The sequence below is a fragment of the Pandoraea iniqua genome (assembly GCF_902459685.1).
GTDB lineage: Bacteria > Pseudomonadota > Gammaproteobacteria > Burkholderiales > Burkholderiaceae > Pandoraea > Pandoraea iniqua.
In genome coordinates this window covers 104,886-123,038 of the sequence record NZ_CABPSF010000009.1, presented here as the reverse complement: position 1 = coordinate 123,038, position 18,153 = coordinate 104,886, and the positions used below count along the sequence as shown (strand labels likewise).

Genomic DNA, 18,153 nt, shown 5'->3' with positions numbered 1-18,153 from the left:
ATCATTCGAATCTTGCATTCTACCTAACTCGATAACGTCCGTGCTGAGCCCTGCTCACTTTCCGCTCGGCCGGCGCCCCGGGTACCTCGGCGGCACCTGCGTCATTCCTTCGCTTCCAGTCTCGAAATTTCCTCCCGGTCCGGATCGACCGCGCCCGAGATGAAGGTGTAGTACGGGAAGTAGCGCTTGTACGTGGGGATATCGTTTGTCGGGTTGGGGCTGAGCAAGGGGAGCGTGTTGAACAGCACCACGACCACCAGCACCAGCGGACTGAGGATCGCAGCCTTCCTCAAGCCCAGAAACCTTCCGATGTAGTCCGGCACCGTGCATGCGAAAAGCACGAGCGGAAAGAACACGAAGTAATTCGCGATACGGTCGACATAGGGCGTTGCCGTAATCCGAATGAAAATCAACAACGCATACACCAGACAGCCACTATAAAGAATGCGGCGCGAAATCAACAGATTCGGAATTTCTCTGTTCCGGTAAACGTAAAGAATGAACAGTACCGGCAGAAATCTCAGAATATTGTAGGCATATCCGGCCAGCGTCAGATTGACATCCAGCTTGTAGAAAGAGAGATCGGCCGTGGAGAACGTCGAAATGATCGGTTCTGCATAATTGATCGGATCCCCGGTCAGCGTCAGCAGAACAGCGATCATCAGGGCGATCAGCAGCTTCATCTTGAAAGCGATTCTGCGCGTGGACAACAGCAAAAGCAGGATCGCGAAAATGGCAAACTTGTGAAACCCGATTGCACACAGCATCGACACCGTCATCTTGAAGTATTTTTCCCGCGACAGGAATATGACGGAAATCAGAAACAGCGAAATCGCCAGAGACTCTCTCAGAATCTCCATACTGAAGTACAGGTAGCAGGCCGCAATATAAAATGCGACGCCGAGAAACACCATCTTCGTCGCATTTTTGAAGAAATAGATAATGACGTAGGCCAGCAGACTGGATACCGTGAACTGGAAGAAGAAATACCCGCCGATGCTCTTACACGTCGAAGCGAGAATATTCCAGAGCGGTTCGTATCTGGCGTGAAAAATGTTATCAAGCCCCATCGATTCGAGAGGTGGCACCTCATTCTCGAACCAAGTCATATACCAGACCGTATCGGGGGCCATTCTGAAGCGCAATCCTGCAACGAGTGCCATCAACAGGAATAGCAATACGATATTTAATTTGTATTTGAAGGACGATTTTTTGACATCCTGATCAAATGCAGAGATAAATGCCAAATAGATAAAGGCGATCGTATATGTCATGCGCTGAAGATCTTGAGTGCGTACTTCTGCACTAGGTATCGGGGAGAGATCGCGGGGAAGTCGCTGTCGAATGATAGCCGACTGGAACTCAGCAGGGGCCGCCAAACGCCATGGGCCGGTGGTCCGCCTGTTTGCCGCGCTGTCCCGAACGGAAGGAAGTTGGCCGCATCGAGGCCGATGCGTACCGGATGGTGGAGCGGAGGAGGATCGAACTCCCGACCTTCGCATTGCGAACGCGACGCTCTCCCAGCTGAGCTACCGCCCCACGTGAAGAAATGATCATAGCGGGTTTTTTTCAGCCCGGCCAGCGCCCGACAAATTTGCTCGGGATTAGCCGCAAACCCTTGTGGCAAAAAGCAAAAAGGCGTCAGGCCGCGCCCTGATTCCCCTTCATGCCCTTGATCACCGGCACTTTCGGCGCTTTTGCCACGATGGTCTTCTGCGCCCGCAGGTAGCGCGCCACCACGTCCCACACCGGCTCGCCCTGAGCGCCTTCGGCCACCGGCGCCCAGCCGGCCACCTTGTACGTCTTGCCCGCATCGATCGGCTTGCCGTTCAGGCGCATGTCCGTGATGCGCTGGCCCATCGGTGCCATCGGATCGATCGTGTAGTCCATGCCGCCCACCCGCACCATGTCGCCGCCCTGCTGGTAGTACGGATCCGGGTTGAACAGGTTATCGGCCACGTCTTCGAGTACCGTCTTGATCGTCTCGCCGGTCATCGGCGTGAGCGTCGTATACGGATAGGTAATGGCCGTCTGATCGAGCAGCTGCTCCATCGTGATCGCCTGCCCCGGCAAGAGCGACGTGCCCCAACGGAAGCCCGGCGAGAAGCCGATTTCGGCATCCTTCTCCGCCATGACGGCGTCCAGCAGCAACTGGTCGAAGGTGCCGTTGAAATTGCCGCGCCGGTACAACACGCCTTCCGTCACGGCGAGCGGTTCGGTCAGTTTCGCGGCGAACGGCGCGCGCACACGCTCGATCAGCGCCTGCATCGGCGCGTCGGCCGGCAACAGGTTCGCAAAGATCGGCAACAGCTTGTAGCGGAAGTCGACCGGCTTGCCACCCTTGACGTCGAAGTCGAGCACCGCGAGGAACTTGCCGTTCGAGCCCGCGTTGGTCACGAGCGTTTTGCCGCCCGCATTCTCCACGACCACCGGCTTGGGCACGCCGTCATGGGTGTGCCCGCCCAGAATCGCGTCGATGCCGCGCACACGCGACGCCAGCTTCAGGTCGACGTCCATGCCGTTGTGCGAGAGCACCACCACGACCTGCGCCCCCTTGCCGCGCACCTCGTCGACCATCGCCTGCAAACGCTCTTCCTGAATGCCGAAGGTCCAGTCGGGCACCAGATAGCGCGGGTTGGCAATCGGGGTGTACGGGAACGCCTGCCCGATGATCGCCACCGGCACGCCGTTCATCGACTTCATCGTATATGGCGCAAAGACCGGATCGCCGAAGTCGTTGGTCTGCACGTTCTGGGCGACAAAATCGATCTTGCCCTTGAGCTGCTCCTCGACCACCGACTTCACCCGCTCGGCCCCGTAAGTGAACTCCCAGTGCGCCGTCATCACGTCGACGCCCAACGCGAGCGTGGCGTCGACCATGTCCTGCCCCTTGGTCCACATGGCCGTGCCGGAGCCTTGCCACGTGTCGCCGCCGTCGAGCAGCAACGCGCCCGGGCGCGACGCCTTCATGCGCTTGACCAGCGTGGCCAGATGCGCGAAACCGCCGACCTTGCCGTACGTGCGCGACGCCGCAGCGAAATCGAGATAGGTGAACGCGTAAGCGTCGGGGGTGCCCGGACGCAGCCCGTAGGCTTTCAGGAACGCGTCACCGACCAGATGCGGCGGACGGTTGGCCTGCGCGCCGATGCCCAGATTGACGCTCGGCTCACGGAAGTAGATCGGCAGCAACTGCGCATGGCAGTCGGTGAAGTGCAGAAAGTGCACGTTGCCGAATTTCGGCAGGTCGTAAAACGTCGCTGCCGCCTTGGCCGCCGCCGTCTCGTGATGCGACAGTGCCATCCCGCCGGCCGCTGCCACCGCCAATACCTGCATGAACTCGCGTCGATCCATTTCGTCTCCCGGCACGCGCCTCTGATGGCACGCTTGTTATGTCATTTGTCGGTAACCGCCAGCGCCTCGCGCCGGCCTCACTTGCCTGCGTAATCCGCCAGCGCCGCCACATCCTCGCCGAACATCTCGCCGACTTCCTTGCGCAGCACTTTGCCGTCGCGCCCGATCACGTAAAGCTCCGGCAGCCCGCGCCGCTTGCCGAGCGCCGCCTGCCACGTCTCGTTATCCATGCCGGCCGGGAACGTGTAGCGATGCGCCTTGAGATAGTCGATCGCGTCCGACGGCTTCTTGTCGATCGACAGCGTGACGATCTGGATCGGCTTGCCGCGCGTAGCCTCGTACAGCTTCTGAAGATGCGGATTCTGCTGCGCACAGAACGGGCACCACGACGCCCAGTACTCGACGATCACCGTGCGGCCCTTGAACGACTCGGCCGGCAGCGTCTTGCCGTCGAACGTCACGAGCGACGGCAGCGTGACCGTGTCGCCCACATCGACGGCGTGTGCGGGCATGCCGAAGGCCATGATCGCAGCACCCAACATGGCGAGCGCCGCCCGCCGCGCGGCGTTATCGCTGGCGGTACGAATCGAACGAAACAGGGATGTCATGAGGAACTCCGGAAGCCCGCCGGTCACCTGTCGTCTTCACGCAGGCAACCGGCCGGTACGGCAGACGACTTACTGATTGACCGGCGAGGCCGGGTCGAGCAACAGCGCCATCACGTCTTTCAACTGCTGTTCGGTCAGAATGCCCGCAGCGCCGAAACGCGGCATGTTCGAGCACGCCATGTAGCTGTGCGAGTCATAGACCTTGGCCCACGTGTACTTCACGACTTCGGGCGAATCGCCGCGCAGCTTGCCGTAGTTGTACAACGACGGACCGATGTTGCCGAACGAGATCTCGGTCTTGGTCAACTGGTGACAGGCGTAGCAGTTGCCGCCGTTGACCGTGTCGGCCTTGTCGGTGAACTGCATGCCGCGACCGTTCTGGGCCACCTTCTCGCCCTCTTTCCAGTCGCCCAGATACTTGCCGTCAGCCGGTGCCTTGACGGCGGCCAGCTCGGCCTTCTGCAAACGCTCGGCAATCTTGGCCGGCATCGGCTTCGTCGCGTATTGCGTGCACAGCTTCTGCAATTCGCTCTGATCGATACGGTCGAGTTGTGCGATGCCCGACGGACGGAACGAGTCGCGCAGCTCCTGCACGACTGCGGCATCGGCCGTGCCGGTCACGAGCTTCGCGCCCTCTTGGGCGAATGCCGCGCCGATGACGAGTGCCCCGGCCGCGCCCAGCACGGCGGTCGCCGTGCGCAATGCGAATGATTTCATGGGTGTGCCTCGTGATCGGTCAGCGCTTCAGGCCGGGGGCGTCCATCTTGCCGCCGTTGGCCATCACACCGAGGAAAGTAATCAGATCGATCGACGCCTGCGAGCCGTAGTTCAGCTCCGGCATGCGCTGCTGACGGAAGCAGTCGTACATGCGCCACTGAATCGTGCGCAGTGCGCCTTGCGAGACACGGTAGCCCGGCCACGTCGCAAACGCCTGACGGGCGGCGGCGGGCTTGGTCAGATTCGGCAGATCCTGCAAGCGGATGCGCTTATCGTCCGACCCGTGGCACGACGCGCACGAGAAATCGTACGGGCCGGCACGGTAATAGAAAATCTTCTGGCCGCGCGCGTAGGCATCCTTCTCTTCCTTGTGCGCCTGCGGCACATGGATGACGGCGCCGCGCGACTGGCCCGCCACATAGGCGGTCAGCGATTCGAGATCGGTCGGGTCCTGCCCTTCCTTCGAGAACGGCTGCTTGATGACGTCGGCCCGCTTGAAGCCTTGCAGATTCACCATGCACTCGACGATGCGCGACTCGGCGTCGAGCACACGTTTGGCATCGGGGAAATAGCGGGGCAATTGCGCGTAGGCGTCTTTCACGACACCGGCGCCGAGGCCGAGATCGCATTGCGCGAGCGAGACATTGTTCGGGCCGCGCGGCGTTTTCCAGAGCTCTTCGCCGCGCATCTCGATCAGTTCGGCCGGATTACCGTCGGCAAGCATCTCGCGATATTGCGCGATCGCGTCGGCGGTCGACTGACCGGCGGCAAATGCGGGGGCGCTGAGGCCCGCGATGGCGATGGCGAACATACCGCCGAGCACTGTCCGACGCAGCCATGTTTTGTGTCGCGGGGTGCTCACCCGTGCGCTATCTTGCGCATCAAGCATCTGACTCTCCTCTGTGTGGGTTGTTCGGCGCATCGCGAGGAGACTCCCCGCGAGCGCCACCGCGCACTTCCCGGCGCTTGATTCCTGCACGACCCGTGCGTGAATCGTACTTGAGTCGTGTTTGAAGCGTATCAGGCGACTGCCGTCTCGTCGGTACGTGTGTCGCCCTTGTTGTCGACCCACGTGACCGTGACCTTGTCACCCTTCTTGGCGCCCTTGAACTTGAACGACAGGAACGGATCCTTCGACACTGCCGGACCCCATTCCGCCGTCAGCACGGTCTTGCCGTTGCAGGCCACCGTCACCGTCTGGATGAAGTGTGCGGGCACGATATTACCGGAAGCGTCTTTGCGCTGACCGGTTTCCATGATGTGGCTCATCAGCACCTTGACCTCGACGACTCCGCCGGCCTCGGTTGCGCGAATGCGCATCGGATTACCCATGTGTGGCTCCTCGTTATTCTCTTCGCGCGCTTAACCGCCGCAGCCGCCCAGCGTGACCTTGATTTCTTTCTCGGCCACGAGGTACTTGTTGTCCGCCTTGACGAGCGCGTAGACCTTCGAGGTCTGGCCCATCTTGACGCGCGTGGTCACCGACGGGTCGGTGCCATCGGGAATGTCGAACGACGCCGCGAGGGTGTTCGGATTCTTCTCGATCAGAATCGCGATCGATTGCGTGTTCGGCGCCTTGCTCGTGACCGCCACCGGCACGACTGCACCGTTCTCGGCAATGTCGGGTGCGGTGAGCACGACCAGATCGCTCGGGCTGGCGCTCGTGCCACCCAGTGCCTTGACCGTATCGGCCACGCTCTTGGTGGCAAACGCCGCCTTGTTCCACTGCGCTTCTGCCGCGCGCGCCTCTTCGGGCTTGATCAGCCCGGCGGCCACCGCCAGTCCCATTACCGCGGAAAACCGCAGCATGTCGCGTCGCTGTTGGTTCATCTTCGTGTGTTTCCTTCTCTGAAGGCCGCCGGTGCGAAACATCCTGAACGCACCGGCCGCCGTTCGCTCATCCGGCCGCCTCGCGAACGAGGCGTGCCGCCTGAGCCCCCTGCCCCGGACTTACTTCGCCGGGGCGCCTGCCAGAACCCAATCCACCAGGATCTTGGCGTCGGCATCCGACATGTTCGGGTGCGCCGGCATCGGGATCGGACCCCAGACGCCTGCACCGCCACCCTTCACCTTCTTCACCAGCTTGGCCACGGCATCCTTGTCGCCCTTGTACTTGGCAGCGACGTCCTGATAGGACGGGCCCACGAGCTTCTTGTCGACGGCGTGGCAACCCATACAGGCATTGGCGGCGGCGAGCTTGGTCGCTGCGGCGACGTCGACACCGGCGTGTGCCAGCGAGGTACCGGCCAGCATCGCGGCGGCGATCAACAGCTTTTTCATCGTATCTCCTTCGATTTATGTAGGGGACGGTGTCCTGCGGCGGCATGCGGAACATGGCGCTGCCGTCGGACACCTTGCCCGCTCACTGTGCACCACGGAGAATCCAGTCGACCATCGTACGGACGTCGGTCTCGGCAACCTGCGACTGCGGCGGCATTGGCATGCTGCCCCAGTTACCGGCGCCTCCGGCACGTATCTTCGCCACCAGTTTTTCAGTCGCATCCGACTGCCCATGGTACTTGGTGGCGACCTCCGAAAAGGCGGGCCCGATCTTCTTGTCGGTGACGCCGTGACAGGCCAGACAACCGTTCTTGTCCGCAAGCGTTGCTGCCGGTGACGTCACAGCGGCGGTTTGAGCCGGTGCGTCCGGACTCGCCATGCCTAGCGTGGCGAGAGCCGCCATCTTGCGCACCGACGCATTTTGCGCGGCGGTGCCTGAGAGCGGCGGCAGCTTCGTATCGACACCGCGCACCGGTCCGATGACACGGTTTTGCGCGGCCAGATCTCCATGTGCGTCGCGGGCGTACGCAGGGAGTGCGGACGTCACGATACCAGCCTCAGGACAATCCTGCATACACGCACGGTTATGGGTATCCGGTTTGTCGCCCACGCGCCACATGCCGTGCGCGCGCGTCATGCCGTTGCGGTTGGGCATGCGCTGCTGCACGTCGGCGATGTTCTTGTCGGACAGCACGAAATCGGCCGGCACGATCTCGCCCAAATTCAGAATATAAGCGGTGACCGCATAGACTTCGTCGGGCGTCAGTGATCGCGGCGCATTCCAGGGCATGGCGCGGCGGATGTAGTCCCAGATCGTGGAGACCGTGTTGACCTTCATCAGCGTGGTGCGCACCGGCTGGTTGTTCGCGCGCAGCGAGGCGACGTGGCCGGTCTTGATGTCGTCGTCCGTGGTGCCGCCCACGAGTGGATTGAACACCTCGTTGCTCTCGCCGAACGTGCCGTGGCACGAGGCACAGCGCGCGTCGAAGAGCTTCTGCCCGTCGGCCACCGAACCTTGCCCCTTTGGCAGGCCCTTGAAGTCGGGGCGCACGTCGATGTCCCACGCGCTCAGTTCGGCGGGCGTGGCGTCGCGGCCGATGCCGGTCGGTGCCTTGATGGCCGGGGCTTTGATCGCGGGGGCAGCCGCAGGAGCGGCATGGGCAGAGGTGCTCACCCATGCGCTCACGGTCAGCCCGGCCACAGCAAGCGCGCTCGCCCAGAGGCAGGCGGCCGCAGCGGCCTGCAACCGGTGCCGAAACACGGCGCGCCGGTTCGGCTTGGCCATGCCGTACGGCTTAGTCGACGTGGACATTGGTCACCTCCCCGCTGGCGGCCACTTGCCACGTCTGGATCGCGTTGTTGTGATAAATCGACTTGGTGCCACGCACATCGCGCAACTGGCGATAACGCGGCTGCACGTAGCCCGTCTCGTCCACCGCACGGCTTTGCAGCAGCGCGGGCGAGCCGTCCCACTGCCAATCGAAGTTAAAGCGGGTGAGGCACTTGGGCAGCACGGGCGACTCGATACGCGCTGCGCGCCACGACTTGCCGCCATCGGTCGACACATCGACGCGTTTGATGCGCCCGCGCCCCGACCACGCCAGCCCCGTCACGTTGAAATAGCCGCGATCGAGCAGCGCCTGTCCGCCCGACGGCGACGTGATGACCGACTTGCACTCCTGAATCGACGTGTACTGGCGGTGTTGGCCGTCCGGCATCAGGTCGACGTAGTGACTTGTTTCATCCTTGGCATTCCACGGCGCATCGCCGATCTTGATGCGGCGCAGCCATTTCACCCACGACACGCCCTGCACACCGGGCACGACCAGACGCAGCGGGTAGCCATTCTCCGGACGCAGCATCTCGCCGTTCATGCCCCATGCCACGAGGACATCCGAGAGGGCGGCTTCCATCGAAATGGTGCGCGTCATGCCGGAGCCATCGCCCCCTTCGGCGAGCACGTACTGACCACGCTTGATATCGGCGCCCACGTCGTCGAGCAGTACCGACAGCGGCACACCGGTGAACTCGCAGCACGAGAGCATGCCGTGTGTGTATTGCACCGTGGGCACGGCCGAGTTGCCCCACTCCATGCCGGTGTTCGCGCCGCACTCGATGAAGTGCATGCGCGAGACGGACGGCAACCGCATGATGTCGTCCATCGTGTAGACCTTCGACTCACGCACCATGCCGTGCACCATCAGACGGTGCTGGGTCGGGTCGATCTCCTGCCAGCCCTGATGGTGACGCTCGAAGTGCAGGCCGCTCGGCGTGATGATGCCGAACAACCCCTGAAGCGGCGTGAAGGCAACCGACGCCTGCGCCGTCTGCGTGAGCCCCGGCGATTGCCGGCGTTGCAGGTTGGCTTCGAATTTCGACGGCATGCCGTACGGGCGCGCGGCCACCGCCTGACCCAGTGACGTCGCCCACGGACGCGGCTCGAGAATCATCGGATCGCCGTCGCCGAGCGACTTGGGGGCGTCGGCGGCAAAGGCTGCGCCACCGGCAAGGGCGGCGCCAGCAGCCAGAAAGCTGCGTTGCAGGAAATTGCGGCGTGTGGGGTTCAGCCCGTCACGGGCGATGTCGCCGGCCAGTGTGCCGTCGATGAAATTCTCCGGAGCCCGGCGCAACCGGCCGGCTCGCGATGTGCTATCGCTGGTCTTGCTCACCCTGTCTCCTCGCGTTTTGTGGCGCCCGAGCGCGTCGCGAAGGACACGGATCGGGCTAGAGCCGGTTCACATCACCTCGTGCGAACCCACTCTGGAACCTCGCGCGGTCTCGTCGCCGCGCTGCACTACGGGTCTTGCAATGTTGCGATGTTGCTTCGTATGTCACTGACCGCGCGGCATGAAGCCGTCGACGGCACGGTGCGGCAGCGCCTCCTCCTCGAGCCGGCCGGCCACCTGCACGCACACGGCGCGGCAGATCTCGACCACCCCGGTATCCGCAATCGTGTAGTACACCTGATTGCCTTCCTTGCGACGCCCCAGCACACCGGCCTGATACATCGCGTTGAGGTGTCGCGAGACGTTGGTCTGCGACGAATTCACCGCCGTCACCACATCGCTTACCGACTGTTCGCCACCGCACAAGGCATGCAGAATGCGCAGCCGGGTCGGCTCGGAGAGCAGGCTGAAGTAGTGAGATACCTTTTCGAATACGCGGTCGAGTTCTTCCATGGCGTTCAACAATCAGGTTCGTGTGAAGGCGTAAATAAGACCGTATATGCCTACATACGCATATACGGATAATCGAAATAACGGGCGAGATAAGCAAGCTGCGCTGCAACATATCGGAGGCCGATCTATTGCGCGGCATTCGCTGTATTTGCGCGGTGAAAATGACGGTCCCGTGTATACGGCCGGATATAGCGCGCAGCGGGTTATGCCGTAGCGGGTGGGTCGTGACAACGCCTGACGGCAGGTCACCCGACGCGCCTGACATGGCACGCCTCGGCGGCATCAGGGAAAAACCCGATAAGAAAAATGACGCGGGACGTCGCACCAGCGCACTCTGCTCTGCGTACGACGTCCCGAATGACGTCAGCGGCGAGTCACCGCACATGCGGCTCACTCGAATTGGTAGGAGTAGTTGGCGTTGAAACGCAGCGGCCGGTTCGTCGAATTGGTCGGCGCGTCGGCCATCGGCTTAGCGACCGACAGATCGAGCGTGTAGTACTTCCGGTCGGAGATCCGCACGCCGAGGCCGACCGACGCCAAGCTGTTGTGTACGACCTGCCCGTAGTTCACATAGACGCGCGCGGTGTCGGCGATCAGGTAGGGCTGAACCGTCTTCAGATAACGGAAATCGGTGCGGAACAGCCGGTTGATCTCGATCGACGCGCCCCAGCCCTTGTCGCCGGCCACTTCGCCGGCCGGATAGCCAAGGCCGTAGCGCGTGCCCCCGAAGGTGGCCTGTTCAGACGTCGGCAGTGTGTTGCTGCTGTACTGTGCGCCGGCCGAGACGACGACGCCGAAGTCCCACGGCAGCACCACGCCTTGTTTCGCATCGAGCGTGAAGCGCCAGAACCCCAGATCGTACGGTCCGAGAATCTGCTGAATGCCGGCAGGCTGCGTGGTGTACGACTGGCTCGCGCCCAGCCCGTTGAAGCCCTTGAACACGCCCAGCGTGGCGCTGCGCGTCTGTTTGTCGGTGACTTCGTTATAGGCAAGCTGCACCTGCGCCGCGCGCACGTTGGCTTGCGAATTGATGAAGTTCGGCGAGTTGGGCACTTCGTACCGGTCGCGCGAATTCACCCCGTACATACCGCCGCTGGCCGTCAGGCTGCGTTGGTTGTTCAGCAAAATCGGATACGACAGGCTCACGGCCACACGCTTGGTATCGAGGTGGCGCGTCAGCCCGGCGAGGGCCTGATCGTCCGGCTGACCGCGATAGTGCGACGCATCCAGACGCGCTTGCAGACCGTTCGAGCCGAGCGGCTGAATATAGGACGCCGAGTAGAACTCCTCGTCGTTGTGCCCCTTCGGCGCGATGGCGGTCAGTTGAATCTGTTCGCCCAACGGCGTCAGCGCGTTGCTCGTCACCGTGAACACGCCACGAATGCCCGGGTTGTTATACGAGAGCGACGTGCCCGCGGCGATCGGCTGGCGCGAGACATCGAGCGAGAGCTCGGTGGCGCCGTCGGTCTGCGTCGGCGGCTGCACGTCGGCCTTGATCTTCATGCCGGGCACGAGCGTGAGCAGGTTCAGGTAGCGCTCGAACGTGGCGCGCTTGAGCGGGCGTTCGGCTTCGATGTGTGCGGCGATATCACGCAGACGCTGCTCGGACGGCCCCGGCTTGCCGGTGATCTTCGTGGACGAGATATAGCCTTCGACGATGGTCACACGCACGAAACCGTTGGCGAAGTCCTGCGCGGGCACGAAGGCGAACGACAGCAGGTAGCCGGCGTCCTGATACATCTTCGTGACCTGATTGGCCTTCTCGACCAGATCGCCGATGGTCACTTCCTTGCCGGCCATCGGCGCGAAGAGCGCCGCCACCTGATCGAACGGAATCGACTTCACGCCTTCGATACCGAAACGCTGCGGCGTGATCGGACGGGCCAGCAACGCCTTGAGGGCATCGTCCTGCGAGGGCGGCTGGATGTGGATGGTGGCAGGCGCTGCCTTGGGGGCCTCGATCTTCGGGATGCTTTGCAACGGGTCGCCGCGCACCGGACTGCTGTCGGCCCACGCCGGCTGGCTGGTGAGCCCGACGCCGATGCCGGCGATGGTGAAAGCAGTGATGGATACCGATACGGCACGGTGGACGCTGTGAACTACGCTGACAACTTTACGGCTGCGAACGGTCTTGACCGAGTCCCCGCGCGTGTCGCGCGACGCAAGACGGGACCCTCCCTGGCGATACGCCATCCCTATGCCCCCCAGCTTATTTTTTCGTGGAGCCAGTGTAACCGAGAGGCCTCAGGCCCCGTCAATGAAGGAAAACAGGGGGAATGCGGCGCTCGCGCAACAACCGCGCGACAAGTAAGCGCGACGGCGATGGCATCGGGCTTTCGTCACTTAGAGAAACCCTTCCAAACGCGCTGGACTATTACCTTGCAGGACGAAATACCGTCAGGCGGCGCATCAGGCCAGCATGTCGGCCCAGATTCCCTGCGCCCACGCGAGTCCGAGCGCGAACTCGTCGCGGTTGGCATGTGGCGACGCGCCACCCGTGCCGGGCACGGGCAGCATGGTGCGTTGCGCCGCGTCGTAACGATGGACGCTCGCGACGTGCATGGCCTGCGTTGCCGAGACGAACGTATAGCAAGTGTTGCTGTAGAGCGGCTCGGGGTTGACCGGGCGGCCCGCCAGCGTCGCGACGATCGCCGCCGCGCACACCTTGCCGTGCTGGTTGGCCATGTGGCCCGACTTGGGCATTTGCGGCGCGATCTGTACGGCGTCGCCCAGCACATGGATGTCAGGTTGTGCCGTTGAGGCGAAGGTCAGGAAATCGACGTCGCACCAACGATCGTTGGCGGTGGCGAGTCCGCTCGCGGTCGCAATGTCGCCCGCGCGCATCGGCGGAATGACGTTCAGGACATCCGCACGCACCTCTTCACCCAACTCGAAGCGGGCGATTTGCTTCGCGCCGTCCAGCGCGACTTCCGTGCAGTTGAACTGCGGGTGGTACTCAACGATGCCGGCGAACTGTGTGCGCCAGACTTCGTGAAACTGCTCGGCTTCGGCCAGCACGTCATCGTTGGCGTCGAAGATGAGCACCTTCGCGCGCGGCTTGTGCTGCTTGAGCCACGCGGCGGCCTGACAGGCGCGCTCGTAAGGCGCAGGCGGGCAGCGGAACGGCGCTTCGGGAATCGTGATGGCGAAGACACCGCCCTCGGGCATCGCCTGCAAGCGGGCGTGCAACGCGGCGCTCTCGCGTGCGTCGGTCCAGCCGACCGGCAACGCCTCGCGTACGGCGGCGTCGTTGAAGCCTGCGATGGCATCGTGGCGCAGCGCGATGCCCGGCGAGACGATCAGCTTGTCGTACGGGAGACGGCTGCCGTCGGCGAGTTGCACTTGCTTGTGCTCGCCGTCGATAGCGCTGGCGCGCGTGCGCCGCCAGACCACACCGTGGCGTGCGACCAAGCGGTCATAGGGTACGGTGAGATCGTTCACGCGCAGGTTGCCGCCAACGACAAGATTCGACAACGGGGCGGACACAAAGGCCGCGTTCGGCTCGACCAGTGTCACGTCGACCGTGTTGCCCGACAGCATGCGCAGATACTTGGCGGCGGTCGCACCGCCAAAGCCGCCGCCGATGACGACGACACGGGCGCGCCCTTTGATCGGCGTGACCCATGGGCTGACTGCCGATGCACGCGGCGCGGCAAATGCGCCGGATATGCTGGACATGCCGGATATGCCGGCCAGTGCGGCCATCGCGTTCATGCCAAGAAGAAAGTCGCGACGATGCATGGCGCGGCCTATTGGTGAGTGCGCGCCGCTTCGGGCGCCGGACTGACGGGCGCCGTGTGAGACCGGGCAGGCGGCTGCGATTGAGATGGCGAAAGCGGCTGCGCAATGGGCTGTGCCGCGAAGTAAGCCGCGATGCGTTGCAACTCGTCGTCGCGATAGCCCTTGAGGAGCTGCGGCATGAGGGTGGCAGGACGGGCCCCATCCCCCTTCGCGTTGCGCAGCGCTTGCAGCGCGGCGACAAGCTCAGTTGCCGGACGCCCTTCGAGTTTCGACAACGCGGTTTTGCCTGCCGTCGCCGGGGCAGCCGCGTTATGGCAACTCATGCAGGCCATCGCCCAGTCACGGGCTTGCCAGTCGGGTTGGGGATTGGCCGCGACCGAGGGTGCTGATGCGGGTGCGGCCGCCGCTACCGGCGCCGTCATCCCGATCGCCAGCGAGCCCAGAATGAATAGCGCCGGCATCGCCCGAAGACGATGCCGGCGGTTCGAACCCTCCGGGTGCTGTGCGCTAATCCGCGCCATTCGCGACGTCAGTTGCCCGTGCGCGTGGACGGACCGGGCTTGATCGGCGCGTCGCTGATCGGTGCGGGCGTCGCCAACGGCTTGGCCGTCACGGTGTCGTTGCCGATCGGGGTCGTGGTCACGGTGGCGGCATTGCTGTCGTCACCCTGCGCCGGGGCCGGATTCTTCTGCGCTTCGGTCGACAGACGCTGCGCCTCTTCCGGCTTCACGTACTCATACAGCTTGATGACTTTCTGCACGCCATCGATACGGCTGGCCACGTTGGCGGCGATGCGGCCTTCTTCTTCCGAAACGAGGCCCATCAGATAAACATCACCGCGCTCGGTCACCACCTTGAACACGTTGGCCGAGATTTCCTTCGTATTGATCAGGTTCGCCTTGACCTTGCTGGTGATCCACGCGTCGTTCGAGCGCGAGCCGAACGAGCTCTTCGGTGCGATGGCGAGTTCGTCGACGATGCCGCGCACGTTGCTGATCTGCTTGACGATGTCCACGGCACGTTGCTTGGTGGCGTCGTCCGGCACTTCGCCGGTCAGCAGGACGCGACGGTTGAAGACGGTCACGTTCACATGCACGGCGTCGGCGGTCAGCGTGTTGGCGGTATTGGCTTCCGCCTTGACCTGAATTTCACGGTCTTCCGTCTGCGCACCGACCGAGCGGCGGTCCGTGGCGACGAGTGCCCCGGTGGCAGCGCCGCCGAGGATGATGGGGGCGCAACCGGCCAGGGTTGCTGTGATCAACGCAGCCGCTACCAGCGGCCTGACTGCGCGTTGGAAACTCATCGGGCATTCTCCTTGTTGGATGGGTCGAACGGGCCGGCCCCCGCCGTCCCCTGCCGACACCGCCCGCCCCCGCGGACTGGTGTGCGTGATGATCTTGACGCCTTACGATGACATTAGGTTCACGCGTCGCCGAACAGCATCGCGTCGACCAGGTCGCACAGGCAGTGAATAGTGAGCAGGTGAACTTCCTGAATACGCGCCGTACGATCGGCCGGCACGCAGATGTGGACGTCCAGTTCGCCGAGCACCGCGTTGACCTTGCCGCCGCCTTTGCCTGTCAGGGCGATCACATGCATCTCGCGCTCGTGCGCGGCCTCGATGGCCGCGAGCACGTTGCCCGAATTGCCCGACGTGGTGATAGCCAGCAGGATGTCGCCGGGTTGCCCGAGCGCGCGCACCTGCTTGGAGAAGATGGCGTCGAAGTTGTAGTCGTTGCCGACGGCGGTCAGGATCGACGAGTCGGTGGTGAGGGCGATGGCCGGCAGTTCGGGGCGTTCGCGCTCGAAGCGGCCGACGAGTTCGGCGGCGAAGTGCTGGCAATCGGCGGCCGATCCGCCGTTACCGCAGGCGAGGATCTTGTTGCCGTTGGACAGCGCGTTGAACATGACCTCGGCGGCGGCGGCGATGGGGTCGGCGAGCACGTCGCGCGCGGCCAGCTTGGTTTCGACGCTATCCGTGAAGTGTTGTTGAATTCGTTCGATCGACATGGTCGTTGAGCCAGGGTGTCGCAAAAGCTGTCGGCCCGGTGTGGGCGCAGTGTCCCTGCATGGCCGACGATCAAAGCCGTCACCCTGAAAATCCCGGAAAAGCCCGAGGACACTCGGAGACGGCACTTTCGCAAGTGTAACAGGGCGCGCCCGGCGGGGTTTCGTCATACCGAAGTCACGCGTCGTCCGCACGGAACGCGTCGGGCAGCCAGCTGACCACGGCGGGATGCCCGTCGAAAGCCACGACGTCGAAGCGGCAGCGCCCGGCCGGACGCCTGAGCAGATAGTGTCGCGCCGCGAGCGTCAGGCGCCGGCGTTTGGCAGCGGTGATGCTCGCGGCGGCCCCGCCGAAGTCCGTTCGGCGGCGGGCGCGCACCTCGACGAACACCAGCACCCCGGCGCGATCGCGCATAATGAGGTCGATTTCGCCGCCGCGGCACCGGTAATTGCGCGCGACGAGCCGCCAGCCGCGGCGCTCCAGCATCGCCTGAGCGCGGGCTTCAAACGATTCTCCAAGCTGATTCGACATGGTTGTTCCGATCTGTACCCCGATGTGCCCCGCGTTCGCTGCCTTCGCTGCCTGCGACGTCGACCGGCTTCATGCAACTTGCGACGCGGTCGCACCGACGGCGGGAGGCTGCTGAGATGGACGAACGCCTGATGTCGCTGGCCGAAGGTCAGCACTACCCCACCGGCACGCTCTATGTCGTGGCCACGCCGCTCGGCAACATGGCGGACATTTCGGTGCGCGCCCTTCACGTGCTCGGCATGGCCGACGCCATTGCCTGTGAAGATACGCGCAACAGCGCGCAGTTGTTGCAGCGTTACGGCATCGACAAGCCGCTGATTGCGGCGCACGAACATAACGAAAACACCGTAGCGACGCGGCTTGTGGAGCGTTTGCGGGCGGGCGAGCGCATTGCTTATATTTCGGACGCCGGCACCCCCGGCATCTCCGATCCGGGGGCGCGGCTCGTCGATGCAGTGCGTGCTGCTGGGCTGGGCGTGGTGCCGGTGCCGGGCGCGAGTGCAATCGTCACCTTGCTCTCGGTAGCGGGCGCGTGGGTGGAAACGTTCACGTTCGTCGGCTTCTTGCCGTCGAAGTCGCAGCAGCGCGCGCAGGCCATTACGGCGTTGGCGGGCGCCACCGCAGCGCAGGTGTTCTACGAGGCGCCGCACCGAATCGTCGAGACCGTTGCCGCATTGGCTGATGGGCTCGGGGCGGAGCGAAAGCTGCTGATCGGCCGCGAGTTGACCAAGCGTTTCGAAGATATTCACGAGTGCGCGCTGGGCGACGGCGAAGCGTGGCTGAAAGCGGACGCCAACCGTCAGCGAGGCGAGTTCGTGCTGGTGGTGTCGGGTGCGGCGGCCAGTACGACCGACGATGGCGTGGATGCCGAAGCGCAGCGTGTGCTGGCGTTGCTGGTGGCTGAGTTGCCGACGAAGAGCGCCGCCAAGCTGGCTGCCGCGATTACCGGCGCGCCGAAAAACGCGCTATATGAACGGGCGCTGGCGCTGAAAAACGGCTGATCCGCTGAGAAGTCGTGGGAATCACGGGAGCGGCAGGCCCGCTTCCAATTCGGAATACGCCGTGGGTAATTCTGGCGATTGCCCAATCCATTGCACCGGCAGCCGACCTATGATGGACGCAATTGTATGGTCTCGGTCGGTGCATGCCAGCATGCCGACCGCCTCCCCCCGGGCCCTATGAGACGTGAGATGAAAAACATCCTAGCCCGCGCATCGATCGGAATCAGCGAATTGAAACTGAACCCCAGCGCCGCCATTGAGCGCGCCGACGGCCCCGTCGCCATCCTGAATCGCAATAAGCCCGTGGCCTACCTTATCCCTGCTGCCGATTGGGAAGCCATTTGCGACCGCCTCGACGACGCCGAACTCGCCGACATCATCCGCTCGCGTGCCGGCGAAACGCCGGTGAGTACGAAGCTTGACGACCTATGACCTGCAATTCTTACCTTCTGCCCTCAAAGAATGGCGGGCGCTTGACGCCACCATTGCGCAGCAATTCAAAGCACGCTTACGAGATCGCCTGCGACATCCTCGCGTAGCCGCCAGCCAACTGCGTGCGATGCCGGGTTGCTACAAGATAAAACTCGCGTCGGTCGGTTATCGACTCGTGTACCGCGTTGAAGACGCGACTGTCACCGTTCTCGTGCTGGCCGTCGGAAAGCGCGAAAATCTTGCGGCTTATCGCACCGCGCGCCGACGGATTCAATAATTCCTATCGTGCCTCACCCAAGAAAAAG

The 18,153-nt window shown here is 63.4% G+C and carries 20 protein-coding genes and 1 tRNA gene; 3 read left to right on the top strand and 18 right to left on the bottom strand.

Translation table 11 applies throughout. The annotated features are described in order from the left end of the window. Positions 1 to 101: 101 nt before the first annotated feature. The 18 genes from PIN31009_RS24315 to PIN31009_RS24230 form a co-directional block, all read right to left on the bottom strand. Positions 102 to 1,274: an EpsG family protein gene (locus PIN31009_RS24315; RefSeq protein ID WP_174995924.1), complete on the bottom strand. Its 1,173-nt coding sequence runs from the start codon at positions 1,272 to 1,274 to the stop codon at positions 102 to 104. 189 nt (positions 1,275 to 1,463) lie between these two features. Next, positions 1,464 to 1,539: transfer RNA gene (locus PIN31009_RS24310), tRNA-Ala, on the bottom strand. Between the two features lie 102 nt (positions 1,540 to 1,641). Then, complete coding sequence (gene soxB / locus PIN31009_RS24305; protein WP_150791808.1) at positions 1,642 to 3,351, bottom strand: thiosulfohydrolase SoxB; 1,710 nt, start codon at positions 3,349 to 3,351, stop codon at positions 1,642 to 1,644. Positions 3,352 to 3,428: 77 nt separating this feature from the next. Beyond that, positions 3,429 to 3,893, bottom strand: a complete 465-nt coding sequence (locus tag PIN31009_RS24300) for a TlpA family protein disulfide reductase (protein ID WP_150791894.1) — start codon at positions 3,891 to 3,893, stop codon at positions 3,429 to 3,431. Between the two features lie 135 nt (positions 3,894 to 4,028). Next, positions 4,029 to 4,676, bottom strand: coding sequence for a sulfur oxidation c-type cytochrome SoxX (gene soxX / locus PIN31009_RS24295; protein ID WP_150791807.1), 648 nt, complete (start codon positions 4,674 to 4,676; stop codon positions 4,029 to 4,031). Positions 4,677 to 4,695: 19 nt separating this feature from the next. After that, on the bottom strand, positions 4,696 to 5,487 hold the full coding sequence (gene soxA / locus PIN31009_RS24290) for a sulfur oxidation c-type cytochrome SoxA (RefSeq protein WP_407668854.1): 792 nt from the start codon (positions 5,485 to 5,487) through the stop codon (positions 4,696 to 4,698). Positions 5,488 to 5,696: 209 nt separating this feature from the next. After that, positions 5,697 to 6,008: a thiosulfate oxidation carrier complex protein SoxZ gene (soxZ, locus tag PIN31009_RS24285; protein WP_058376479.1), complete on the bottom strand. Its 312-nt coding sequence runs from the start codon at positions 6,006 to 6,008 to the stop codon at positions 5,697 to 5,699. Positions 6,009 to 6,038: 30 nt separating this feature from the next. Continuing rightward, a complete protein-coding gene (gene soxY, locus PIN31009_RS24280) occupies positions 6,039 to 6,506 on the bottom strand; it encodes a thiosulfate oxidation carrier protein SoxY (RefSeq protein WP_058376480.1) in 468 nt (155 codons plus the stop codon). Between the two features lie 120 nt (positions 6,507 to 6,626). Continuing rightward, complete coding sequence (locus tag PIN31009_RS24275) at positions 6,627 to 6,956, bottom strand: c-type cytochrome (RefSeq protein WP_058376481.1); 330 nt, start codon at positions 6,954 to 6,956, stop codon at positions 6,627 to 6,629. Positions 6,957 to 7,038: 82 nt separating this feature from the next. Beyond that, positions 7,039 to 8,142 (bottom strand): c-type cytochrome, encoded by a 1,104-nt coding sequence (locus PIN31009_RS24270; protein ID WP_217426837.1) that lies wholly within the window; start codon positions 8,140 to 8,142, stop codon positions 7,039 to 7,041. Positions 8,143 to 8,251: 109 nt separating this feature from the next. Further along, on the bottom strand, positions 8,252 to 9,625 hold the full coding sequence (soxC, locus tag PIN31009_RS24265) for a sulfite dehydrogenase (RefSeq protein WP_150791805.1): 1,374 nt from the start codon (positions 9,623 to 9,625) through the stop codon (positions 8,252 to 8,254). 162 nt (positions 9,626 to 9,787) lie between these two features. Then, positions 9,788 to 10,135, bottom strand: a complete 348-nt coding sequence (locus PIN31009_RS24260; protein WP_058376483.1) for an ArsR/SmtB family transcription factor — start codon at positions 10,133 to 10,135, stop codon at positions 9,788 to 9,790. Positions 10,136 to 10,525: 390 nt separating this feature from the next. Beyond that, positions 10,526 to 12,328 (bottom strand): ShlB/FhaC/HecB family hemolysin secretion/activation protein, encoded by a 1,803-nt coding sequence (locus PIN31009_RS24255; RefSeq protein ID WP_150682474.1) that lies wholly within the window; start codon positions 12,326 to 12,328, stop codon positions 10,526 to 10,528. Positions 12,329 to 12,544: 216 nt separating this feature from the next. Next, a complete protein-coding gene (locus PIN31009_RS24250) occupies positions 12,545 to 13,849 on the bottom strand; it encodes an FCSD flavin-binding domain-containing protein (protein WP_425495515.1) in 1,305 nt (434 codons plus the stop codon). Positions 13,850 to 13,884: 35 nt separating this feature from the next. Next, complete coding sequence (locus PIN31009_RS24245) at positions 13,885 to 14,337, bottom strand: c-type cytochrome (RefSeq protein WP_150791803.1); 453 nt, start codon at positions 14,335 to 14,337, stop codon at positions 13,885 to 13,887. 68 nt (positions 14,338 to 14,405) lie between these two features. Further along, positions 14,406 to 15,179, bottom strand: coding sequence for a BON domain-containing protein (locus tag PIN31009_RS24240; RefSeq protein ID WP_150682477.1), 774 nt, complete (start codon positions 15,177 to 15,179; stop codon positions 14,406 to 14,408). A 119-nt stretch (positions 15,180 to 15,298) separates the two neighbouring features. Next, on the bottom strand, positions 15,299 to 15,886 hold the full coding sequence (locus tag PIN31009_RS24235; protein ID WP_058376488.1) for a phosphoheptose isomerase: 588 nt from the start codon (positions 15,884 to 15,886) through the stop codon (positions 15,299 to 15,301). 175 nt (positions 15,887 to 16,061) lie between these two features. Further along, the gene (locus PIN31009_RS24230; RefSeq protein WP_150791802.1) at positions 16,062 to 16,415 is read right to left on the bottom strand and encodes a YraN family protein; all 354 of its coding nucleotides are present in this window, start codon (positions 16,413 to 16,415) and stop codon (positions 16,062 to 16,064) included. Positions 16,416 to 16,531: 116 nt separating this feature from the next. Between PIN31009_RS24230 and rsmI the strand changes: the two genes are divergently transcribed. The 3 genes from rsmI (at position 16,532) to PIN31009_RS24215 (ending at position 18,125) form a co-directional block, all read left to right on the top strand. Next, positions 16,532 to 17,416: a 16S rRNA (cytidine(1402)-2'-O)-methyltransferase gene (rsmI, locus tag PIN31009_RS24225; RefSeq protein ID WP_150791801.1), complete on the top strand. Its 885-nt coding sequence runs from the start codon at positions 16,532 to 16,534 to the stop codon at positions 17,414 to 17,416. Positions 17,417 to 17,605: 189 nt separating this feature from the next. Further along, positions 17,606 to 17,848: a type II toxin-antitoxin system Phd/YefM family antitoxin gene (locus PIN31009_RS24220; protein ID WP_058376491.1), complete on the top strand. Its 243-nt coding sequence runs from the start codon at positions 17,606 to 17,608 to the stop codon at positions 17,846 to 17,848. Beyond that, entirely contained in the window at positions 17,835 to 18,125 is a 291-nt protein-coding gene (locus PIN31009_RS24215) for a type II toxin-antitoxin system RelE family toxin (protein ID WP_150791800.1), read from the top strand. The genes PIN31009_RS24220 and PIN31009_RS24215 overlap by 14 nt, the downstream gene beginning before the upstream one ends. Positions 18,126 to 18,153 lie beyond the last annotated feature (28 nt).